The sequence below is a fragment of the Pseudoalteromonas sp. APC 3495 genome (genome assembly GCF_030407645.1).
GTDB classification, from domain to species: domain Bacteria; phylum Pseudomonadota; class Gammaproteobacteria; order Enterobacterales; family Alteromonadaceae; genus Pseudoalteromonas; species Pseudoalteromonas tetraodonis.
Genome location: NZ_JASDDA010000023.1, coordinates 37586 through 60785 on the forward strand (window position 1 = coordinate 37586; position 23200 = coordinate 60785).

At 40.9% G+C, this 23200-nt stretch carries 13 protein-coding genes; 6 read left to right on the forward strand and 7 right to left on the reverse strand.

The annotated features are described in order from the left end of the window. Positions 1 to 8 precede the first annotated feature (8 nt). From recD to QL984_RS10855, 6 genes are all read right to left on the reverse strand, one after another. Entirely contained in the window at positions 9 to 2027 is a 2019-nt protein-coding gene (gene recD / locus QL984_RS10830) for an exodeoxyribonuclease V subunit alpha (RefSeq protein WP_290172710.1), read from the reverse strand. Then, positions 2024 to 5590, reverse strand: coding sequence for an exodeoxyribonuclease V subunit beta (recB, locus tag QL984_RS10835; RefSeq protein ID WP_036956169.1), 3567 nt, complete (start codon positions 5588 to 5590; stop codon positions 2024 to 2026). The genes recD and recB overlap by 4 nt, the downstream gene beginning before the upstream one ends. Next, positions 5577 to 8876: an exodeoxyribonuclease V subunit gamma gene (gene recC / locus QL984_RS10840; RefSeq protein ID WP_138764666.1), complete on the reverse strand. Its 3300-nt coding sequence runs from the start codon at positions 8874 to 8876 to the stop codon at positions 5577 to 5579. Before recC ends, recB begins: the two co-directional genes overlap by 14 nt. A 169-nt stretch (positions 8877 to 9045) precedes the next feature. Further along, entirely contained in the window at positions 9046 to 10107 is a 1062-nt protein-coding gene (locus QL984_RS10845) for an alkaline phosphatase D family protein (protein WP_036956166.1), read from the reverse strand. Further along, positions 10104 to 11234, reverse strand: a complete 1131-nt coding sequence (locus QL984_RS10850; RefSeq protein ID WP_036956164.1) for an alkaline phosphatase family protein — start codon at positions 11232 to 11234, stop codon at positions 10104 to 10106. Before QL984_RS10850 ends, QL984_RS10845 begins: the two co-directional genes overlap by 4 nt. A 69-nt stretch (positions 11235 to 11303) precedes the next feature. Continuing rightward, on the reverse strand, positions 11304 to 13577 hold the full coding sequence (locus QL984_RS10855; RefSeq protein ID WP_036956163.1) for a TonB-dependent receptor: 2274 nt from the start codon (positions 13575 to 13577) through the stop codon (positions 11304 to 11306). Between the two features lie 404 nt (positions 13578 to 13981). Between QL984_RS10855 and QL984_RS10860 the strand changes: the two genes are divergently transcribed. Beyond that, positions 13982 to 15721, forward strand: a complete 1740-nt coding sequence (locus QL984_RS10860; protein WP_036956241.1) for a PAS domain S-box protein — start codon at positions 13982 to 13984, stop codon at positions 15719 to 15721. A 59-nt stretch (positions 15722 to 15780) separates the two neighbouring features. Here QL984_RS10860 and QL984_RS10865 read toward each other — a convergent pair whose 3' ends face one another. Continuing rightward, positions 15781 to 16824 carry an alkene reductase gene (locus tag QL984_RS10865; RefSeq protein WP_128583387.1) on the reverse strand — a complete coding sequence of 348 codons (1044 nt, stop codon included), beginning with the start codon at positions 16822 to 16824 and terminating at the stop codon, positions 15781 to 15783. Between the two features lie 173 nt (positions 16825 to 16997). On the opposite strand from QL984_RS10865, the gene QL984_RS10870 reads away from it, so the two are divergent. From QL984_RS10870 to QL984_RS10890, 5 genes are all read left to right on the forward strand, one after another. Continuing rightward, positions 16998 to 17576, forward strand: a complete 579-nt coding sequence (locus QL984_RS10870) for a TetR/AcrR family transcriptional regulator (RefSeq protein ID WP_013464648.1) — start codon at positions 16998 to 17000, stop codon at positions 17574 to 17576. A 64-nt stretch (positions 17577 to 17640) separates the two neighbouring features. Continuing rightward, positions 17641 to 18030, forward strand: a complete 390-nt coding sequence (locus QL984_RS10875; RefSeq protein WP_013464647.1) for a DUF2750 domain-containing protein — start codon at positions 17641 to 17643, stop codon at positions 18028 to 18030. Positions 18031 to 18259: 229 nt separating this feature from the next. Then, positions 18260 to 19372 carry a methyl-accepting chemotaxis protein gene (locus QL984_RS10880; RefSeq protein ID WP_128583386.1) on the forward strand — a complete coding sequence of 371 codons (1113 nt, stop codon included), beginning with the start codon at positions 18260 to 18262 and terminating at the stop codon, positions 19370 to 19372. Positions 19373 to 19671: 299 nt separating this feature from the next. Further along, positions 19672 to 20553 (forward strand): c-type cytochrome, encoded by an 882-nt coding sequence (locus QL984_RS10885; protein ID WP_058154430.1) that lies wholly within the window; start codon positions 19672 to 19674, stop codon positions 20551 to 20553. A 244-nt stretch (positions 20554 to 20797) separates the two neighbouring features. Beyond that, positions 20798 to 22969, forward strand: coding sequence for a M3 family metallopeptidase (locus QL984_RS10890; protein WP_036956156.1), 2172 nt, complete (start codon positions 20798 to 20800; stop codon positions 22967 to 22969). Positions 22970 to 23200 lie beyond the last annotated feature (231 nt).

The window sequence follows — 23200 nt, forward strand, 5'->3', positions numbered from 1 at the left end:
GCATTGCGTTACACTAATCGCTCATAGAGTCCTGATGCCCGTGACACACTTTTACCCATCGCCAGTTGCAGCACTTTTTTATCTGCTACCAGCTCAAAGGTCTGCTTTGCACGGGTAATACCGGTATACACTAATTGCCGGTTAATACCGACGCTCGCTTGTTTAAGTGGTGGCAATACCATAGCAGTGTAACTAAACTCTGAGCCTTGCGATTTATGAATGGTCATAACATACACTTTATCGTGCGCTGGGAGTCGTGCAGGTGAAAATGCACGTTCATTACCCTGCTCATCAATAAACAGTGCTTTGAGTTGGCCACTGTCATCAGGCATTAAAATACCTATATCGCCGTTAAAAAGTTTAAGTTGATAATCGTTTTGGCTAATCATAATAGGCATACCCGTGTAATGCCGCTGATTAGGGTTAACGCTAATTAACCCTTGCTGTTGCAATACACGCTCAATACGTTGATTTAAACTATTAACGCCGTAATCGCCTTCACGCACCGCGGCAAGTAATTGATAGCGGGCAAAAGCCTCATGCACTTTGGCAACACTAGCTCCTTGGGCAATCAGTGTTAAATAATCACCGTAGTGACTTGCCGCGCTGTTTATAAGCTTTTCAATCGGTGTAGAGACAAAATCGTAGTCTAAAATAACATCGCTAAAATGCCCTTGCGTACTGTGTTGTTCAACATAATTTAAAATACCCCGATCATTGGTATTAACAGCCAAAGCCAATTGGCCTATGCCACTTTGGGCATCAAAGCGATAACTATGTTGTAAAAAGGCAATGCAATCAGCCAGTTTAAACTCACTCTGAGTTTGCGCGCCAAGTTTAGCTGCGCCATTAAAACACACCTTATTTAATTGCTCACAGCGTGCTTTTGAATATTGCGGTGTTTGCCCAAGCACTAAACCTTGGCATAAATCACTCATTACACTGCCGGTATCAACCGAGGCGAGTTGGTCTTTATCGCCGAGTAAAATCAATCGGGCATGCGCTGGCAAGGCCTCAATTAATTTAGCCATGAGCGATAAATCGACCATACTGGCCTCATCAATAATCAATACATCAACATGCAACGGATTGCTTTTATCGTGCCTGAATTTATTAGTAAATGGCTTAACTCCCAACAAACGATGAATGGTTTGCGCACTTTGCGGGATCAACGCATTAATATCAGCCGGTATTTCTGTGAGCTTATTTTTAGCTCCTAAAATTGACTCTGTTAATCGCGCCGCTGCTTTACCTGTGGGTGCTACTAATTTTATGCTCAATGGTGCAGCCTGATATAACGACTGTAAAATGGCTAACAGCTTTGTCACCGTGGTAGTTTTACCGGTTCCGGGGCCACCGGTGATCACACTAAAGCCCTTTGTTGCAGCAATGGCACAAGCGACCTTTTGCCAATCAATATCAAGCGTTGGATTATCAGGAAAGTAGCGTGTTAATAACTCAGTAAGGACTTCATCATCAATATTGAGTTGTCGCTCACTCATTGCCAGTAATCGCTGCGCTAAAGTTTGCTCATACCCTGCTAAACGCGAAAAATACAACCGCTGATTAAACAATTGCAGCGGCTTGTGATCCCCCACACTGTGATGCGCGTGTAAGTAACTTATTGCTGCCTCAGTCGTAAAATCGTCACTAAATGGGGTGAGAGTGTCAGGTACGGTGCCTTCTAATTTACTAAAGTCGCTTTGGCGTAAATTAAACGGATTAGCCCAATCAATTTCTGTTAGAGTTAAACAACTATGCTGGCTTTGCTGTGATAAACACAGCATTAAAATAATATAAAATAATTCGTCATAATCATGTTCAGTATTGTTACCACTGAGTAATTCAGCCAGCTTTACATCCACAACACGTACGCGGTGCTGCTCAGTTAAATAGCTAAGCAGCGGCACAACTTTAGGTGTTTGAGTTACAGAGTCCGCTAGTTGTTCATTGAGTAACGACGACTCATCAACAGGCGCGTCGTCAAAGTCATCAAACAAACCGGGTTGTTGGTTTAAATCACTCATAGCATCGCTCCTTGGCTAAACAAACCATCTAAAATAATAACTTGCTCTGTACTTAACTGTTTAAAGTACACCCCTTCACCCGCTGGCATACCGCGTAAAAAGGTATAATACACGCCGCCTAAATGCGTCTCTATGGCATAGTCAGGAATACGTTGTTTAAGTAATCGATGCAGCGCTACGGTATAAATTAAATACTGTAAATGATATTGGTGGCTGGTCATGGCTTGCTCAAGCTGCTCTGGCTCATAATCTGCAAGGGTACTGCCCAAATAATTCGATTTATAATCTAAAATATAATACTTGCCTTGGTAACAAAAAATTAAATCTATAAAGCCTTTTAGTAAGCCTTTTACATGGGCAAATTCAAGTTTGCTTTGGCTAAAATCAAAGTGTTTAATCAGCATTTCGTTGAGTTTAGGCGCACTTAGGCTAGCAAGCGGTAAGTTAAACTCCATTTCAACAAGACAATCACTCGGTGATAATTGACTCAAGCTTAAATTATTTTCACTATTTAACGGGCAATTAAGCGCATCGAGTATCCATTGCTCGGTAATTTGCTGCCATTGCTCATCAATATGGTATTTTTCAAAGGCACGTTTAATTACTGCCGATAAGTTTTGCTCTGGATTTGAGGGGTGAACAAGCGGGCTGGTAAAATCAAGTTGCTCGAATATTTCGTGTAAGCAACTTCCTGGTTTTGCACCTTTTGGAAAACTATACGGTGAGAGAAGTTCATCTTGTTGCACCGCAAACTCATCTCTTTGATGATCTTCATCGCTGCGCCCAGGTGCCAGTTGGTCAGTATGCTTTTTAAAGCTCAAGGCACTAAAACTGGTTGCCCGCCAATCGCGTTCAATCTGCGTGGTTACAGTATTAATACTCAGCGCCTGCTTTTCAACGTGTTCATTATTAAAGCGAAGTATGCCCTGCTCGAGTAATTCACCCGAGGTAATTTGCAGATATTCCATCGAATCATTGGCATCACAAAACTCACTTAAATGAGTGCGCCATGTTTGGCTGCTGGTTAACGCTAACCCTGAGAACAACACATGCCCAAGCGCACTACTTTGAATCGCTAAGCGGCTACTTTGCCCTTGCCCGATGTTATATACACCCAAGGCACAAAAATGCACTGCACGGGTCAATGCGACATACAATAGGCGTAAATCTTCGGCTAGGCGCTCTTGCTCTGCTTGTTGCAAGGCGTCTTCGTCTTTACTTAAATCAAAAATTAACTTGCCGTTATGGTGATAAAGCGCGTCTTTAGTTTCACGATAGCCACTAGCAAAGGGCATAAATACCAATGGATATTCAAGCCCCTTTGAGGCATGCATAGTGACAATTTTAACCAAATTTGCGTCGCTCTCTAAACGTACTTGCACAGTTTCGCCATCTTGTTGGCTCACCTTTTGCGCAAACCAACGCAACAAACGAAGTGTCCCTTCAAGCTCTATTTGTTTTTGCTGCAGTATTTCACCAAGGTGTCTAAAGTCGGTAAGCCAACGTTCTACGTTATAGCCCAAGCCTTGCCATTTGGCACTGAGTTGATTATGACTCAGTAAGCGTTCAAGCATGGCCATAGCCCCTTGCTTGTGCCAAATATGGCTAAGTTGAGCAAAAAAGTTTAAGTGTTCTTGCCATGCATTTTCATCATCGGCCAAAGCAAAAATATCGTTATAACTTAAACAGAATAATGGCCCTGCGAGTACACCTCGTAGTAGCGACTCGTCGTACTGGCCGTGCAATGCGGTTAAAAAGTTGAGTAAATGGTGACTTAGCTCTTGGCTAAATACACTATCACGAGACAAATACACGCTGGCAATATTGGCTTTGCTCAAGGCCTGCTTCATTATTTGCGCTTCAACGCGATCGCGCACCAAAATACAAATATCAGCAGCGCTTACCGGCTTACTGCCAATACAAGCTATTCCTTGGTTTGCTTGCTCGAGTAACGTAACAATTTTATTAGCAAAATGGGTGGCTAAATGAGCTTGCCCTAAGCCTTTACTGGTCGGTTTGCCTTTTTCATCGCCAGCTTCATCCACAAACACATTAAATTCAAAGGCGGTGGCCGGTTTGCCATCAATTAAAAATGTATCTTTGGCTTTTTTACCCTTGGCTTTCACTTTATTAAAGGGAATGGCATCGTTATAAATAAAGCTGTTATCGTATTTACTAAACAAGCTATTTACGCTGTTGACGATATCGCTGCTGGAGCGAAAATTAGTGCCTAGGGTAAATTGTTGCGACTGCTCTACGGCCTCTTTGGCACCAATGTAGGTAAATATATCTGCGCCCCTAAAGCCATAAATAGCTTGTTTGGGATCGCCTATCATGGCTAAAGTGGTATTGCTTTGAGCATAAATTTTACTAAAAATACCGTACTGAATAGGGTCGGTGTCTTGAAACTCATCAATCATTGCCACCGGAAATAACTGCGCAATTTTTTGCGACAATACGTCACCTTGCTCACTATTAAGAGCCGTATGTAAATTAGTGAGTAGGTCATCAGGGGTGATCACGCTTTGCTCTTGTTTGCGCTTAACTATGGCCGCTTTTACCCAACTTGCCGCATATTGCACTATCGCAATTTTTAGCCCTTGTTTAATGGTATTGTTAAGTGCAGCTAAGGTATCGAATTGGCTAATAAGTGGATGAGTCAGTAATGTGCCATTTTTTTTATAATTAGCGGTATTACTTAAATTCTCGCTGCTCCAAACCTCAAACGAATATTTGTTAGTACCAAATTCAAAAAAGTCATCATTGCCTAAACAAAACGCTTCAAGCGCCGCTAAGCTGCCTTTTCGTGCCGGTGTTTTTGAGCCGCTTAAATCGGATGCTTTCACAGCGCCAATAAATTCTTGCTCTAGGCACGCTTTTTTAAAGGCGGGTACAAGCTCCAAGTATTCATCTCGGGCTTGCCACACATCCTCTAAATTTACTTGCGGTGTTATTTCGGCGTTGGCTTTATTTAAAATACTGCTTACTTGGCTAAATAATGATTCAGGTGCGGCAAACACCTCTAAAATCGCATTTGTTTTTTGCTTATTAAGCGGGTAGACAAACGCGCGCCAAAAATCTTTTATGGTCTCAAGCAGTATCTCGCGCTCATCTAAAATAAACTCTAAGTTAAACGCGACCCCCGACTCAAACGCATGTTGTTTTAGCATCCGCTGACAAAAACCATGAATGGTAAAAATAGCCGCCTCATCCATTGATTTAGCTGCTGCATCGAGTAAGTCAAACGCACGATGTTTATCATCAACGCCCGCTATCACACCTTCAATGAGTTCATCGTTTGGCTGTTGCCCCAATAAAGCATCACGCGCGGCAATAATACGGCTACGAACACGGTCTTTAATTTCTTGGGTAGCGGCATCGGTAAAGGTTACCACCAAGATTTGCTCAACGCTCAAAGGCGTACTCAGCTCACCGGGTATTTGCATGCCCAATAAATAACGTAAATACAAACCCGTGATCGTGTAGGTTTTACCTGTGCCTGCACTGGCTTCAATTAAGCTTTGCCCTGATAATGGCATAGTGAGTGGGTTAAGCGCTTGCATAGTCACTCTCCTTGGCGTGCTCAAATAACGGGACAAATAATTTTTCGCTCCATTGTATAAACTCCTCTTGGCAATCATTGAGCGATTGCACCGTGAGACGAATATAAGGGTTTTCCCCTTCACCTCGGCCAATATACTGTGGGCTAAATTTACTGTTAGCTTTTGCCATATCGCCACCGCTTTTCACATATTCGTAACCACTCACCGGAAAAAACGCCACCGGCGCGTTTCGCAATGCTTTGTATAGTTCAAACCAATCTGCAAGCAGCAAGTCGGCATTGGCTTTACTCATAGGGGCAAAGCTAATTTGTTTATCTAAACCCAGTAATAAGGTTTCAACCTCTTGTTCCATGCTTTGAGCTGCCAGGTGATAAAGAAAGCCTTTTATTAAATCTTTGGCTTTAATACTGGCACTGCGGTAAAACACTTGTTTTTGCATATACACATGGTTAAGCCAGCCTTCAATGGTGGTATTTTCAAGCGCAAGTAACACTTCTATCGGTTCGCTTTTACCGGCTTTTATTTGCTCTTTTACTTGCCCTGCAAGCGCATCAACTCGGTGCTGCATACCCTCATAAATTAAGCTGCCAACATTGGCTTGGGGCAACTCACCGCGCTGCAGTATTTGCTCGGTACTGAGCGGCGTATTGTTAATGTTTGCTTCAAGTATTTCGTCAAGGTAAAAATAACGGCGCAGCGCATCTAGGCTAAACGGTTCTTCGTCTTTCGCTATATCGTTAAATTGCGGCAAGCGTAACCCTAAACTTTGTTGATAAAAGCTCTCTTGGGCATGGCATACACTACGAATAAACACATCAAGATCAAGTAGCTCAGGGGGTGTTACATCAAGCGCAGTGATTGCTTTTGGCTCAATAGCCTCGCTAGGCAGCCAAATTGGGTTATAGCTGTGATTATTTACTCCCGCCTGTTCATCGCTAGGAGCTGAGTAATACAGGCTATTAAAAGGCTGCAAATGCTGCTGCGTAATAAGGCATTCAGGCAAGGGTTTATCACTGGGTTCGCTAAGTTTAAAACTGCGTCCAATGTATTCTAAAAGCTCACTTACTAGAGTTGATGGCATGCGCGGCTGGTTGTCAAAACACGAGCGGCCAATGTAGCTCATATATAAATTATCTCGAGCACTTAAGAGCGCTTCTAAAAAGAGGTAACGGTCATCGAGTTTACGTGAACGGTCACCTTTTTGCTTTTTAGAATAAGGTACTAAGTCAAAACCGATAGGCTGCACGGTACGTGGGTAATCGGCATCGTTCAAGCCTAGCATACACACCACCTTAAACGGCACGGCGCGCATTGGCATTAACGTACAAAAGTTCACTTGTCCTACTAAAAAGCGCTGACCTACACCTTTTTCTTGTATACCTTGCTTGATTAGATAGCTCACTATGCGCTGCGAAACGGCTTTACTGTAGTCGCCGTTGTCGTGGTGCTTCGCAATATCTTCGAGCACCTTTTGCAGCACTAATAAATCCCAGCTATCATCGCTTTCGCTCTCATACACAGCATTGAGTAGCTCACTTAATATATGGGCTTTATTAGAAAGCGTATCATCAGGGGTGAGTTTCGCTTTAAAGTCTTGAAGCACATCAATAAAATGCACCAGCTTATTGAGAGTATCAAGCGCCATACCTTCTACTTCATCGGCGCTGTAAATACCATTAAATGGGCACTGTTCGTCGCGCATGGCAATCCCCAGTAATAAACGGTTCAAGCCATGTTGCCAGGTATTTAAATCAATGGCGGGTAAATCAAAGCTTTGTTTATGCTCAGCGTTTATGCCCCACTTTACCCCTACTCGCTCAAGCCAATAATGTATTTGCTCGTATTCATGGGCTTCTAGGCCAAATTTTTCGGCAATTTGCGTAACCTGTAATAAATCAAGAATATCCGACACGCCAAAGCGCGAAAACGGTAAATTAGCTAAACTGGCAAACGAGCTCAGTACTGGTTTTTCTTGCTCTATGGCTAAATCGGCAAGGGCGTATGGTATAAATCGGCTGCCCTGCGCACCACCAAAAACGGCCTCAATGTAAGGGCTATAAGTACCTACATCAGGCATCATGACGATGATGTCTTTGGGGGTAAGCGTTGGGTTTTGATTAAACAAATTGAGTAAGTAGTCGTGCAGGCGCTCGACTTCCCTTAATGGTGTGTGGCAGTCACTTAACGTAATGCTGGTATCGTTTGCACTTATGGGCAGTTTACCCTCATCGTTTATAAACCATTCTTTGTTATCGGTAAGCGATTCACCTTTAAAGGCAAGTTGGTATATTTCGCTTTGCACTTGCCCAAGTAAGGTATCGTCAAACGCATCAATAAAACCATCAATCCAACGGGCATCAAGCTGCACCAGTTGCTCAAAATAATCGCGGCCGAGTTTACCCCACGACGACAACAACGGATTACCAATAAAATAGTATTCTTCATCAGGATTCGTTTGCTTTTTTTGCTGCGCTTCCACCAGCGGCATTTTGGCGTATTTAGCGTTTATTTTAGCCGCTGTTTTTTCATCGATTATATCGCCCCAATAATGCTCGCTGGGGTTAAAAAAGAATAAAAACACCTCAGTTTTTTTACTCAAGGCTTCAAACACGTCAAGCTGTGAGCTGGCAATCGCAGATATACCAAATAGGCTAATACGCTTTGGCAATAAGCTGCTATCCATACTCTCAAGGGCGCTGAGTAATTGTCCTTGCATGTTGGCGCGGTGAAATTGGCTTTGCCCAAGTGTTTTACTTAATTTGACAAGGCGGCGCCACAAATCGGGTTGCCAAGGAGCAATGCTGATATCTACATCGTCAAGCGTATCAACACCGCTATCCCAAGTGGCTATCCAATGGGGGCGATACATTAAATATTGGTCGTACACATCGGCTATTTTTTCACATAGGGCAAAGGTTTTTTGGCCGTCAATATCCCCCTCTAAATAGGTTTTTAGGGGTAAAAACAGTGGCTCGTCAATACAAGTAGGTAAAATTGCAAACAGTTTCCAAGCAAGGTTCGGTTTATTAAACGCCGACTCTTTAGGCACGTTTGGCAATAGTTGCTGGTACAACTGCCAAATAAAGCTCGACGGCAGCGGAAAGTCTACCTGCGCAGCCACGCCTAAATTTTCACTTAAACCAATTTTTAGCCACTGCGACATACCCGGCGATTGCACTAACACCACTTCTTTATCAAATGGGCTTTGCAACGGGTTTACCTTTAACAGTTGATGAAACTGCGCTTGCAGGGCTTCCATACGGTTTGATTGAATAATATTGAGCATACGATACCAGCCTTACTTGAGATAAAGGCCAGTGTAAGATATTTTCAATTTAAGCGGTAGCGCAAAGGAGGAATTGGCGTTAATAAATCAGCATGTTAGCCAGTAGCTAGCTGTTTTTTTAAACGCACAGGACTCACTTTAGTCACTGTGCGTTTTTATATTAAACCAACTATTGGTATGGGCTTATGCTAGATAAGCTAAAGTCACTTTGCATTATTACGTTACCATCAATGCCTTTGAGCTTAAGTGACAAGCCTGGATCTGCTTGCTGCCAATCAATGGTTAAATCCCCATAGTTAACATTATGCGTGTAATCACCGACACGATGTTTATTTGGGCTAACGTCTTTCCACTTTTCTGTCAGGCCTGAGCTGGTCATTTCAATGAGTGGGTAATCAAGATTGTGTTGATACCTTGAAATTTCCCCCCAATGGGTATCGCCGCTGATGATCACCACGCCATTTATTTGGTGTTTTTTAATTAACGCAAATAAACGGTTTCTATCCTCTGGAAAATTTGCCCACGATTCCCAGCCAGTAAAATCAGGCAGTAACTGCAAGCTTGATGCAATTAGTTTAATCGCTGCTGGCTTTTTAAGTTCGGCTTCAAGCCATTGCCACTGCGCCTCCCCTAGCATAGACGCGCCTTTTACTTCGGTTGGACTATACGGGCCTTGGTTATTTGCTTTACGCTTGGTGTAATACTCAAGTTCGCTCACTGAATTAAGTTTATCGCGATTAAAACGTAAGTCAGGCATGATCACTTGCACGGTTTGCTCGCCTTCGCCATACATGTAAGAGGTATAAATACCATCAGCACGGGTTCGGCGCGCTGAGTTTGCCGGTTCATCCCAAAAATCGAGCATAATTTGCCGAGATGCTTCTTTATGCGGGTACTCTTTACCCGCATCGTTTTGACCATAGTCGTGATCGTCCCACATGGCTATTAATGGTGTATTTGCTTTTAAGGTTTTAAAGCCAGGCTTTGCCCCTAATCGTTGGTATTTATTTTTAAGCACGGCCATGTCGTTAGTATCGCCATAAATGTTATCGCCTAAAAAAATAAATAAATCACTCTGCTCTTTGTTGATGGCGTTAAATATAGGAATGTCTTTATCTTGATGCCCACACGAGCCAAACAATATTTTAGAGGGCGCAGCCATTGCGCCACCACTAATAACAAAAGCAAGTAACAGCGCTGAATGATTAAAGGTTTTTAGTAACTGTTTCATTTTAAAATCTCATTAATAGCCGGTGCCATATTAGGGTTAATCGTGTCTGGGTTTTGCCCAAGTGCTTTTAAAACGGTGGCGGCAATTTGCGCTTGTTTAAGCTCATTATCGGTTTTTATTAAGCCATTACCTTTAATTGTAGGACCAATGGCAGCAAGCCAAATATGCTCTGAGCCAATAATTCCCTCAGGAAATGCCTTTTTACCCTGCTCCGACTTTGCTAATGCCCGTTTAGAGCTGTGATGTTGCCAATCGTTTGCGTAGCTGCCACGGCCGTGATCGGTAGTAACAATTAACGTAGTATTATTTTTATAACCTGCTGTGCTTTGAATGGTTTGCCATAAATCTTTTAAAAATGCATCGCTTTGTTTGGCCGACTTTAAGTAAGCATCGTAATGGCCATCGTGAGCAAAATCGTCAGTTTCCCCTAAGCTAATCACCAATAATCTTGGCTTTTTAGCCAGCATATAGGCTTTAGCAAATCGATAGGTAAAACTATCAAGCCGCACATTGTGCCATGGGCTGGGGATTTCTGTTTGTAATGCGTTTAACAGGGGCGCATCGGCAAATAAATCATCGGCAATAGGCATAAATCCTGCATTTACATACACATGACTACGCTTAGTATTTACAATGTAAGGAAACACATCCCAGCTACCAAATAAAGCCGTGCTGTTTTTAAATTCAGGCTGCGCATCTAATCGCTCTAAAATGGTTTTATTTGGATTAAATACTTTATCGTTACTCTTAATGTTTTCATCCACTTCGCCGGTAAGAATTTCGTTATAACCAGGGTATGAAAAATACCATGGATTACTCACTGACATCGCTGAGCCGTTTGCTCTGTCGCCCATAATTACGCCTTGAGTGGCAATCGTTTGTGTTAAAAACGGCATTAATAATTGCTGGCGCTGTTGCACCCTTTCATCCCAAAATTCATTGCTTAACTGTGCTGGTTGCTTAACAAATTCTTTATTATTGAGCAGGTTTTTATCGGCACCATTAAATACTTCCTGCCAGCGCACGCCGTCAAGGGTGACTAACACTACATTTTGTTGAGCAGCCAATGCCACATTATTAAACAATAAAATTAAACTTAATCCGGTTATTTTTATCATGCTTTTCATTGTGTTCTCATCAATCTTTTTATAGCAAAAAGCCCATCGGTGATGAGCTTATATAAGGTTACATTAGGTTTAAAAAGTAGCCGTTAATGTAACTGCTGCTGTGCGTGGTGAGCCAATAAAGTAAGTACTCCCATTGCCCGTACCACCTGCTAAGTAGCTTTTATCGGTAATGTTATAAATCACAAAGGCAATATCAACGGCTTTAAACGGGCCTGCGTTAACTTCGGCTGCATAACCTGCGTTTAAATCAAGCACGGTGTAACTGTCTACATCGCCACGCTCACCGGTGTATTTAGCAGATAAACCAAAGCGGAAATCGCCACTGTAGTAATCGGTTGATAGCACAAATAAATCATCCACTGAGTCAATTACTTTGCCTCCAGCTTCAAAGCCTGGCGCATCGCCTTTGTATTCAGAGCTATTATTGGTGTATGAGCTATATACATTCCACTCATTATTAAGCATGTAACTTGCTGACAACTCTAAACCTTTTGATTCAATACCGCCCACATTGAGGTACGAGCCGTTTGTGCCTATGGTGTAGTCTATACCGCCCGTGTCGCTGCCTGGTGCTATAAAGGTGATGCGGTTATCAAACTCAATTGAATAGGCCGTTGCTGTTAATTTAAGTGCATTATTTTGATAGCGTACACCCAGGTCAATATTTTCAGCGGTTTCTGGCTTAATTGCTGATAAGTCAGAGCTATCGCGTTCAAGCACACCGTCTTTAATAGCGGCAAAGTTTTCGCTATAGCTGCTAAATAACTCAGTATTACTATTTAGCTGATACAAAATACCACCACTAAATAGAAGGTCTGAATCACTGTTTACTTTAGCTGTTGTGGCGTTTTTATAGTGGTCATACTTTTCTATATCCACTAAGTATTTTTTTACCCCTAGGTTTAAGGTAAGGTCGCCAAATGTCATTGAGTCTTGTGCATACCATTTAAGCGTATCAGTCTCAAAGGTGTTTTTGTATTGCGTCCAGTATGGGGTGTTATCAAAATGATGATAAATACGGGCATCTATTACTTTATGCCAATCACGCGACTCATCACGGTCGCTTTGCTCATACCAAAAACCCGCTTCTATATCGTGCATGCCAAAGCTAGCTTGATAATTAGCAGTTACCCCTAAACGATCTTTATTGTAATGAGTATGACGATAAGACATAACAGGCGTTGCATCAGCGTCGTAACACGCAGGATTAAGCTCAGGGCCCGACTCCCATGGCCAGTTTAAACTTGCGGTACAACCTGCGTTCGGCGCAAGTGGATTACCGTTGCTATCGGTAAAACCATAAGAGCCCGCGTTTGTGCCCCCCTCGGTGGTTGGGTTGCCATTTTCATCTACAGGGGACGTTAAATAAGGTGGGATCCAATCGCCACGGCCAGAATTTTTATGATAATACGGGCTAACGGTTAATAATGAGGTTGGAGAAATCGCGTATTCAAATTTTAAATAGCCTAGGGTATTTTCGCGCAGGGTGCCCCAACCTTCTGCAAACATTTGGTCAAAGTGCGGAACGCCTGTCCAGTTCCATGTTAGTTGATCCCAATCAGGGGTTTGTTCAAATTGTTCTAGGCTCACGCTATTGTAGTTGCTCTCGCTTACATCGTCGTACGATAAACGCCCTGTAATAGTTAAATTATCAAGAGTGGTAACAAATTTCGCCTCAGCGTGTTGGTTATCTTTTCCGCCATTGCTGCCTGAGCCAATCCAGCGGCTGGTATCGGTTTGTGAGTAACTCACGTACGCTTGGGTATTATCGAAAATGGTGCCAGTTTCGTGCTTAACATAATAACGCGAAGCATCGTGACTGCCTGAGGTATAAGCAAAGGTGGTGCTTTTATCTAAACTCGGTGCTTTACTTACAAAATTAAAAGTACCGCCTAATGCCTCTAATGAGGCAGATTTAATATCTGAGGTACCTTGGCCAACTTCCACTGTCACCAAGTTTTCGCTATCGAGATAACGATTCGCTTTAGCCCCGCCACCATAATTAGAGCCACCATTAGGAATGCCGTCTATCGTCATACCTAATTGCTGTTGGTTAGAGTCAATACTAAAACCACGCATGGTAATGGTTGTTGACCAATCATCGCCGCCAAATGCGTCGCCTTCGTTTATGCTAATCCCTGGCAAGTTATCAATTACCGATAACACACTCGATACCGAGCTTTGTTGTTCTAGCATCGCAGGTTCAATAACGTTGTTTGCATAACTGGTTGGTTTTGCAGTAACAGTTACTTCTTCTATCACGTTATCGTTAGCATAAGCTGGAGTTGATACCGCCATGGCCACAGCCATGCTCAAAATCGATTTATTTTTTAAAGCGTACATTGTTGTCCCATTTGATTCTAATTATAAAAAGGTAATTATGAAAGCGGGCACAGTCTATTTTTTAAGTATGACAACGAGGGGCAATTTTATTGACAAACAGGTTAAACAAATATGAGTTAATTATGACGTAAAGTAATCAAATCAAGCACATCGTAATTAAGAGCAATCAGACTAAAACAGCACCCAAAAGCCAAGGGACTCTCTAAAGTCATAAAATTTTCTCACTCTTTCTAACTGCAATTGATCAAAATCTTATTTAACTTAGATATAAAGAGTTAAGAGCCCATAAAGTGATAACTTTTAGCCCAAAAACACGGTTTTATACAAAGTTAAAAAACCAATTTTGCAATCAGCTTTTTCTGGGCTATCTTTTTATTAACGCTTTACTTACAGGTAGCTGCACTATGTTTAATTTTTTCGCTAATAGCGCTGAGCAAGCATTAAAACAGTCTATTACGGCAATTGTTTCCATAGATGAAAAAAACAATATTGTCTTTTATAACAAAGCCGCGCAAAAATTATGGGGCTACACAGAAGATGAAGTACTCGGTCACAACATACGAAAACTAGTCCCTGACGAACATAAAACAAACCACGACGACTATGTAAATCATCATAGAGAAACCGGGCAAGACAAAATTGTTGGCAGCTACCGAGAAGTTGAGTTACAAACTAAATCGGGAAGTCGCATTTGGGTCGAATTAGCGCTTTCTCAGGTGAAAGTAAATAACAACAAACATTACACCGCTTTTATAAGAGATATATCAGCAGAGCGTGAAGCAAAAGAAATCAATGAGCAATCGTTAGAGCAAGCCCTTGATGCAGTTGTATGTATTGATGAAAATAATTGTATCACTTTGTATAACAAAGCCGCAGAAACACTGTGGGGTTACAGTAAACAAGAAGTAATGGGAAACAATGTAAAAATGCTAGTACCCCATGCAATACAACATAACCATGATGAGCTTGTAAATGCAAACCGAGACACAGGTGTCGATAAAATAGTTGGTACCAGTAGAGAAGTTGAAATTGAACGCAAAGATGGAACAACCGTGTGGGGGCGATTATCGCTATCGAAAATTAAATTAGCTAATCGCGTTATTTACACAGCTTTTATCAAAGATGTAACGCAAGAGGTAATAACTAGAGAAGAACAACGGATGTTGTCACTTGTTGCAAACGAAACAGACAACGCGGTAATAATCACCGATCCTAACGGCTATATTCAATATGTAAACAATGGATTTGAACGTTTAACAGGATACGCTTTAAGTGAAGTAAAAGGTAAGAAACCAGGCAGTTTTTTACAAGGCAAAGATTCTGACAAAAACATGATAGAAACGATACGCACACATCTTAAAAATCGAACTCCTTTTTATGGAGAAATATTAAACTATAAAAAATCGGGGAGTGCTTACTGGACCTCGCTATCTATCAACCCAGTAATAAGAGAAGGGAAATTAGAAAATTACATTGCAATTCAAGCTGATATATCTGAAGTAAAGCAAATGGCGCTTGATTTCACAAACAAACTAGAAACTATCGGCGAGTCTATAGCTATGTTGCAAGTGTCTCTTCATGGTGAAGTACTTGATTGTAACGAATTACTAAAAACGGCATTAAAACCCAATTTTTCTGTAGAAGAGTTTGCTAAAAATCTGATTTCTGATCTCAGCGTTGAAGAAAGAGCATTTTTAGACAAAAACAAACATATCTCAAAAACTTTTGAACTTGAAAAAAATAATCAATACAGTGCCTTTGATGCGAGAATATGTGCTCTTCGTGATGTTAATGGTCAAACCACTAGTTATATGTTTATAGGTTTAAACATAACGGAAAGAAAAAAAGCAGTTAATCAAACTCAAATATCAATGAAAGAATTATTAGATATAAGCCAAACCATCAGCAAAATAGTAGAAACAATTAATGGAATATCAGAGCAAACAAATTTACTTGCACTCAATGCTGCTATTGAAGCCGCAAGAGCAGGTGAAATGGGACGCGGTTTTGCCGTTGTTGCTGACGAGGTAAGAACTCTTGCAGGCAATTCAAAGGCATCTTCTGAAGAAATAAACGGCTACATAAAAGAAACGGTTACTAAAATTCAAGAGCTTGCAGAATTATCTAAAAAGATAGATTCATAAATCCGCTTTTAAGTAATAAGCCCACATTTGTGGGCTTATTAGTGAGAACTCTTTAAAACTTAAACTAACTCAGCAAGCATCTCATCACTATAAGGTGTCACTTCTTCACCATTTTTAATTTTGCTAATGTAATCTGGGTTAGCAATAAGTGGGCGACCAATGGCAATTAAATCAAATTTATTATCGTTGATCGCTTGTTTGGCAGTTTCAAAACTATAACTACCTACACCCACTAAGGTACTTGCATAACCAGCTCGTAAAAATTCAGAGGTTGATTTACCTTCTAGTGAATCAAAACGCATGCTGTCGTCAAAAATACCGCCATGTAAATAGGCTAGTTTGCGGTTTTCAAGCTCAGGTAATAAGTAGTCAAATACTGCTTTATCACGGTTATCTTCGCTCATATTAAAGTAGGCACCTGGTGTTAAACGCATAGCGGTACGCTCATTACCTACAACATCAATTATGGCATCGGTTACTTCGAGTGCAAAACGAGACATATTTTCTGGTGTTTGCCCATACTCGTCATCACGCTCATTGGCAGCATAATGTAAAAATTGGTCAATTAAATAGCCATTAGCACCATGAATTTCCACGCCGTCAAAACCTGCTTCCATCGCGTTTTCTGCCGCTTTAGCGTAGTCAGCCACTAAGCCTTTAATATCATCTTTAGTGGCAGCTTTTGGCGTAATATAAGTTAGCTCGCGCATACGCGGTACTGAACCTTCAACCCCTATCGCCGATGGCGCCAGAACATCACCACCAAAAAAGTGAGGGTGAGCAACACGGCCAACATGCCATAATTGCGCGAACATTTTACCGCCATTGGCATGCACGGCGTCAGTGACTTTTTTCCAACCTTGAACTTGTTCACTAGTGAAGATACCCGGTGTATTTGGGTAACCTTGTGCATCGGCACGAATAATAATTGCTTCACTAATAATTAATCCTACATTAGCACGGCGAGCGTAGTAATCAACCATCGCTTGTGTAGGCACTAAATTGTCATCTGCCATACAACGAGTTAGTGGTGCCATTAGTACGCGGTTTTGCAGTTCAATGCTGTTATTTAATTTAAAAGGTGAAAGTAAGTCTGTCGACATAATGTTTATCCTTTATTGAATGTACATTCAAGATAAGGTCACTTGAATGAATATTCAAGTATAATTTTGAAACTTTGTTCAAGATTGCGTAAACTGCTTTACCTAAACGCTGCTTAAGGTAGGATTATTGTTGAGAGTTCGTTTTACCTACTCTGCCAACAAGAAGAGTCATTATGAGAACTGCAGAATTTGATACAGAGTTTGTACTGCGCCAAGCAATGGCGATGTTTATGCTTCACGGTTATGCAAAAACCAGTATGCAAAAACTTACTCAAGCAACCCATTTACATCCGGGCTCGTTATACGCGGCATTTGGAAGTAAAAAAGGCATTTTTTTAGCCGCTACTGAGCAATACCAAACCGATCGCAATACACAGTTTACGGCGCTGTTTGAGCACAGCAGTTGTATTTTAGATACGCTGAAACAATACCTTAATATCATTGTGCAAGAATGCGTTGACGGTGAAGCAACCAAAGTGTGCCTGCTCACAAAAAGCATTAGCGAGGTAGAGGGTAACGATCCACAAATTTGCCACGTATTGCGTACTAATTTAACTGCATATGAGCATGCTTTTGCGCAGCAGTTACAAAAAGCAATTGATAATAAAGAAATTACCAATGGCCGAAGTGCCATAGAGCTGGCACGATTTTGTGTTATGGGTATATATGGATTACGCACCTACGCATTAACAAACCAAGACCCCGACGCACTAAACCAACTAGCCAATGAGCTACTAGCAGCCATCAGCTAAACTAAATTTTAAAGCGCAGCAGCTCGCTGCTCTTTGTATACTCCACAGTGAGAGAGAGCCAAAAATGACCACCGATAATTTATCAAAGCAAGACGACGTAATTTTAGGCCTTGGCGCAAAAAAACGACTCGCATACATGTACGAAACCGTGCAGCAATTTAAACAAGTGTGGATTTTAAACGATGACGACGGCTGCGTAATGCTCACTAACGAGGACGACGATTGCGTGCCGGTATGGCCAACACGAGAGTTCGCACAAGCCTGGGCAACCGGCGAATGGCAAGGCTGTACACCTAAAGCAATTCCAACAAACGATTGGTTTAGCCGCTGGACACCTGGCCTTGAAGAAGACGACTTACTGGTGGCCGTGTTCCCTACCGAAGAAGACGACGGCACAATTTTATTCCCTGATGAGTTTCAAGCCCAGTTGAGTAAATCAATTAGGAAGTACTAACTTCTAAAGCAGTGTTCACCTTAAACAAGCTTATTATAAGCATTAAAAGAAAAGTTTATTTACCAAAAGGTTATAAAGCATCTATTATAGTGTTGTAACTTACTTTTATAAAAATCGACCTGGGTGGACGTCAATTCCACCCCTGTAAAAAATCGAATAAAGTAATCAATGTTCAGGTAAATTTAATAAAAAATATACGTTTATTTTCTGTGTTTAAATTGGGGTCTACATGCTGTTCAATTCAAAATATAAAAACAAAATTAATGAGTTAAATAACGAGTTAATTCAATTAAAAAAAACCAATGAAAAGCTTGAAGCGCAATTGTTAGCAGCAAACAGCGAGCAATCACAACAAAACGACAATGAAATAGCAAATGATACAGCCTTTGTAAAACAGCGTGAATTAAACACATTATCATTACAGTCATCTGATTTAATTAGTGACATCAGAGAAAGCTTAGCCTCAACTTCACATAAACTAATTAATGATATTACGTCATTTAAGTCATCCCAAGAATTACTTGATACAATTTTAGATATGTTAGCAACGACTTCATCGTCAACACATAATATCTCAAGAGATACAAAATCAGCCACTAAATCCGTTAAAGAATTGCAGTCAGTAACAATCGGAATTAATGATTTTGTAAACATAATTAAAGGGATTTCTGATCAAACAAATTTACTTGCACTTAATGCGGCCATCGAGGCCGCTAGAGCCGGAGAGCAAGGACGAGGCTTTGCTGTTGTGGCAGATGAAGTAAGGACGCTCGCTCAGCGCTCTTCTGATGCATCTAACGAGATCTCTAATTTAATAGCTAAGGTCAATGAGCAAATGCAAAGCGTTGTAAATAACATTACTAACGTTAGCGAAGAAAGTGATGGCATTGCAAATAGCTCATCAGAAATTGATGCTACCGCTAAAAAGGTGGTTGAACTATCACAAAATATGTATAGCGTTATTGTTAATTCAAGTGCCGATGCATTTATTCAAACAGTAAAAATGGATCACATTGTATGGAAATACGATATTTATAAAGTCATTTTAGGCCAATCAAATAAGACTGCAGAAGACTTTTCTGATCATACCATGTGTCGTTTAGGTAAATGGTATTACCAAGGTGAAGGTGCATTAAAATATTCAAGCATTAACGACTTTAAAGCATTAGAGCAACCACATGAAGATGTCCATAAGAATGGCTTTGCTGCTTTAGAAGCATTCCAATTAGGCGATATCAATACTGCTGTAGAAAAAGTATCTCTTATGGAGCAAGCAAGTTTTAAAGTAGTGGACATACTTAGCGCTTTATCACACAAAATTATGGACTATAACTGTAAGTAAAATAGTCAAAAAACACCTCACTTTGCATAGCGTTATGGTTCATAATCATTTGGCTATGCATACCAAACTTATATAAATTAATCACAAACTAATGACACCTCCACCTAAGCACTGCTGTTCAATAATCAAACTAACTAAATTATTAACCCTTTAAGTAATCGTTAACTATATTTTAATGATAGTGGGTCACGGTTTACCGATTCATCTTACCAATTTCACCGGTATTAAAAACACTTAGCCACATTACAGCAATAGTGAGCACTGTCGTTTAAATACTCTTTTTTATTTAGGTTTTAATTATGTTTAAAGTTCATTTAAGTGTTTTATTCGCGACGTTGTTTACTTTGCCCGTATACTCACAAGAAGCGCAAACACAATCACTTGTGCAAAAAGCGTTAAGTAATGCGCCCACAATTATAAACTTATCAGCAAATCACCCTAAAACCCTAGTAACGCCCGCTATTAATGAGCTCGATGCCAGCCCTGAGTCGGATTTAATTCGTTATGGGCGCTTATTAATTATTGATACCTATAAACAACTTCCCAATAACGTAAATAATAAGCTCAATTGTAGCACTTGCCATCTTAATGAAGGGCGTGTAGCTAAAGCCGCGCCTTATGTGGGCATGAATGTGGTATATCCAAAGTATCGTTCACGTAATGCAAAAATAAACACCATTGAAGACAGAATTAATGGCTGTTTTCAACGCTCAATGAACGGTCAGCCACTGCCTACTAATTCAGTGCCAATGCAGGCTATTGTCAGCTACATGAACTTTTTATCACAAAATATAAAAAACAAAAACGATCTGCAAGACAACACAGGTTTTGTCACTATTAATAAAGAGCTAGTACCAAACGCCGATAACGGAAAAACTCTTTACGTTCAGCACTGTGCAAGTTGTCACCAACTAGACGGTCAAGGCTTATATCCTAATAATACTTACATGTTCCCAGCCATTGCCGGCAGTCAGTCGTTTAATGATGGTGCAGGTATGGCACGCACTTACACCGCAGCGGCATTTATTAAAGGAAATATGCCATTGGGCCAAGAAGGCATGTTAACCGAGCAACAAGCTGTTGATATTGCTTATTACTTTTCACATTTAGAACGTCCTATTTTTGCCAATAAAGCGGATGACTGGCCAAAAGGTGGCGCACCAAAAGACGTGCGTCGATAAATAACTAGATAGGTAAATAAATTAAGTATCGCTGGCGTATTTAAGTCACTCAACGCCCCTCCTATTTACTGCTTTATATTTTACTCGCTCGTCAAAAAATGCACTATGAGGCATATAACTTACCAGCTCGTCGCAGTTAATTCAGACTTTATCGCAACCTAAGTGTGGTTACATTTAAGTCAACGTACTCTTACTTGATTAATGACAAGGTAACGACTGGTTACAATAATAAGATAATGTAAATATGAAAACTTTACTCGCCACGGCAATCAGCTCGGCGTTATTACTTTCGGGCTGCTCTGAGCCAAATGTAAACGCTGACAACAAACAGCAAACTACTGCGCAAAGTGTTTCAGCGCAAGCAAAACAAGCTACCAACCCATTATTAGAAAAAAGCACACTACAGTACGAAACCCCTGACTTTGCAGTCATCAAAGATGAGCATTTTTTACCTGCCTTTAATCAAGGTATGGCGCAGCAAATGGCGCAAGTACAAGACATTATTAATAATACAGCCCCTACGACTTTTGAAAACACCATCGTGGCACTTGAGCAAAGTGGCGAGTTATTAACGCGTGCAAGCAGCATTTTTTACAACCTTGCAGGCTCTAGCTCAAACCCAGCGCGTCGTGAGCTTCAAAAAGAACTTGCACCAAAGCTTGCAGCGCACAGAGACAACATCTTTTTAAATGATGCGTTATTTAAAAAAGTAGCCACACTTTTTGAAAAAACAGACTCTTTAGCATTAACAGCGCAAGAAACACGACTATTAGACGTTTACTATAAACGTTTTGTGCGCTCAGGCGCTCAGCTTAATGATGAACAAAAGCAGCAAATACGTGATATTAACTCATCGCTATCAACCTTAACGACGCAGTTTTCACAAAATTTACTTGCGCTAAGTAAAAGTAATGTTGTTATCGTAAAAGACCAAAAAGAGTTAGCTGGCTTATCGGCAGGTCAAATTGAACAATTTGCTAATGCAGCCACAGAAGCCGGCCACGAAGGGCAGTATTTAATTAAAATCACCAATACCACTCGCCAGCCTGTTTTAGCTTCATTACAAAACCGTGATTTACGCGAGAAAGTGTGGCGTGCATCTTCAGAGCGCGCGCTAGATGGTGAATTTAGTAATCGCGACATTGTTGCGCAACTAGTTAAATTAAGAGCACAAAAAGCAAAGCTACTTGGCTACAACAGCTGGGCTGAATTTGGTTTAGAGTCGCAAATGGCTAAAAAACCACAAGCTGTATTTGATATGTTTGCTAGCATGGTGCCAAGGCTAACTCAAAATGTAGCGTTAGTAGCTACCGATATTCAAGAAAAAATAAATGCATCTGCAGAGCAGTTCGAACTTAAACCATGGGATTGGTTATATTATGCCGAGCAAGTACGTCAAGATAAGTACAACCTTGATGAAAAAGCAGTAAAAGAATATTTTGAGTTTAACCGTGTATTAGAAGACGGTGTATTCTTTACCATGAATCGTTTGTATGGCATTACATTTAAGCCACGTAACGATCTACCTGTGTATCACCCAGATGTAAAAGCATATGAAGTATTTGACGCAAATGGTGAAAGCCTAGCTATCTTTTTTGCTGATTATTTTGCGCGTGAAGGTAAACGTGGCGGCGCATGGATGAGCTCGTTTGTTAAACAGTCTGGTTTGCATGGGCAAAAACCTGTTGTCGTGAATGTTATGAACATTCAAAAAGGCGCCAAAGGTGAGCCGACACTTATTAGCTACGATGAAACAACCACTATGTTCCATGAGCTTGGACATGGCCTGCATGGTATGCTTTCAAAAGTAAAATACCCAACCTTATCTGGTACGTCAGTATCAAGAGACTTTGTTGAATTCCCGTCTACGTTTGAAGAAGATTGGGCAATGCACCCTGAAGTAATTGCTAACTATGCTAAACATTATCAAACAAGCGAGCCGATTCCGGATGAATTACTTGAAAAAGTAATAAAATCAAGAAGCTTTAACCAAGGTTTTGATACGTTAGAATATGTATCTGCCACTTTATTAGATATGGAATGGCATTCATTACCAGCAGATGCCCCACTGCAAGATATTGAAAAATTTGAGCAAGATGTTTTAACAAAACACGGCGTTAACGTGCCATTTGTGCCGCCGCGTTATAAGTCTGCATTCTTTTCTCATTCAATGAGAGGGGGTTACTCTGCAGGCTACTATGCCTACATGTGGAGTGAAATTTTAGCTGCTGATGCATTTGCTTATGTACAAGAGCAAGGAGGCTTAAAACGTGAACTAGGTGACAAATACCGTAAAGAAATTTTAGAAGTCGGTAACTCGCGTGACCTTATGGAATCGTTTAAAGCATTTCGTGGCCAAGAGCCAGACACATCAGCCTTACTTAAACGTCGTGGTTTAACAGCCACGGTTGAATAACAAGCTGTTAGTAGAGCTTGATGGCTACATAGCCATTAAGCTCTGCTTTATGCTATTACATTAAACTTCAAACGCCCCTCAGCCATTTTTATGGGTATTAATAATTGCCCAGCAGCAAAACGCCCCCCACTTACCCAACCTGTTTAACCTTAGCTGTAGTGGTACAGTGATTTTGGCCACCCATTAAGAAAGAAATGTTATGCTAATAAGCATACAAATTTGGGTGAAAAA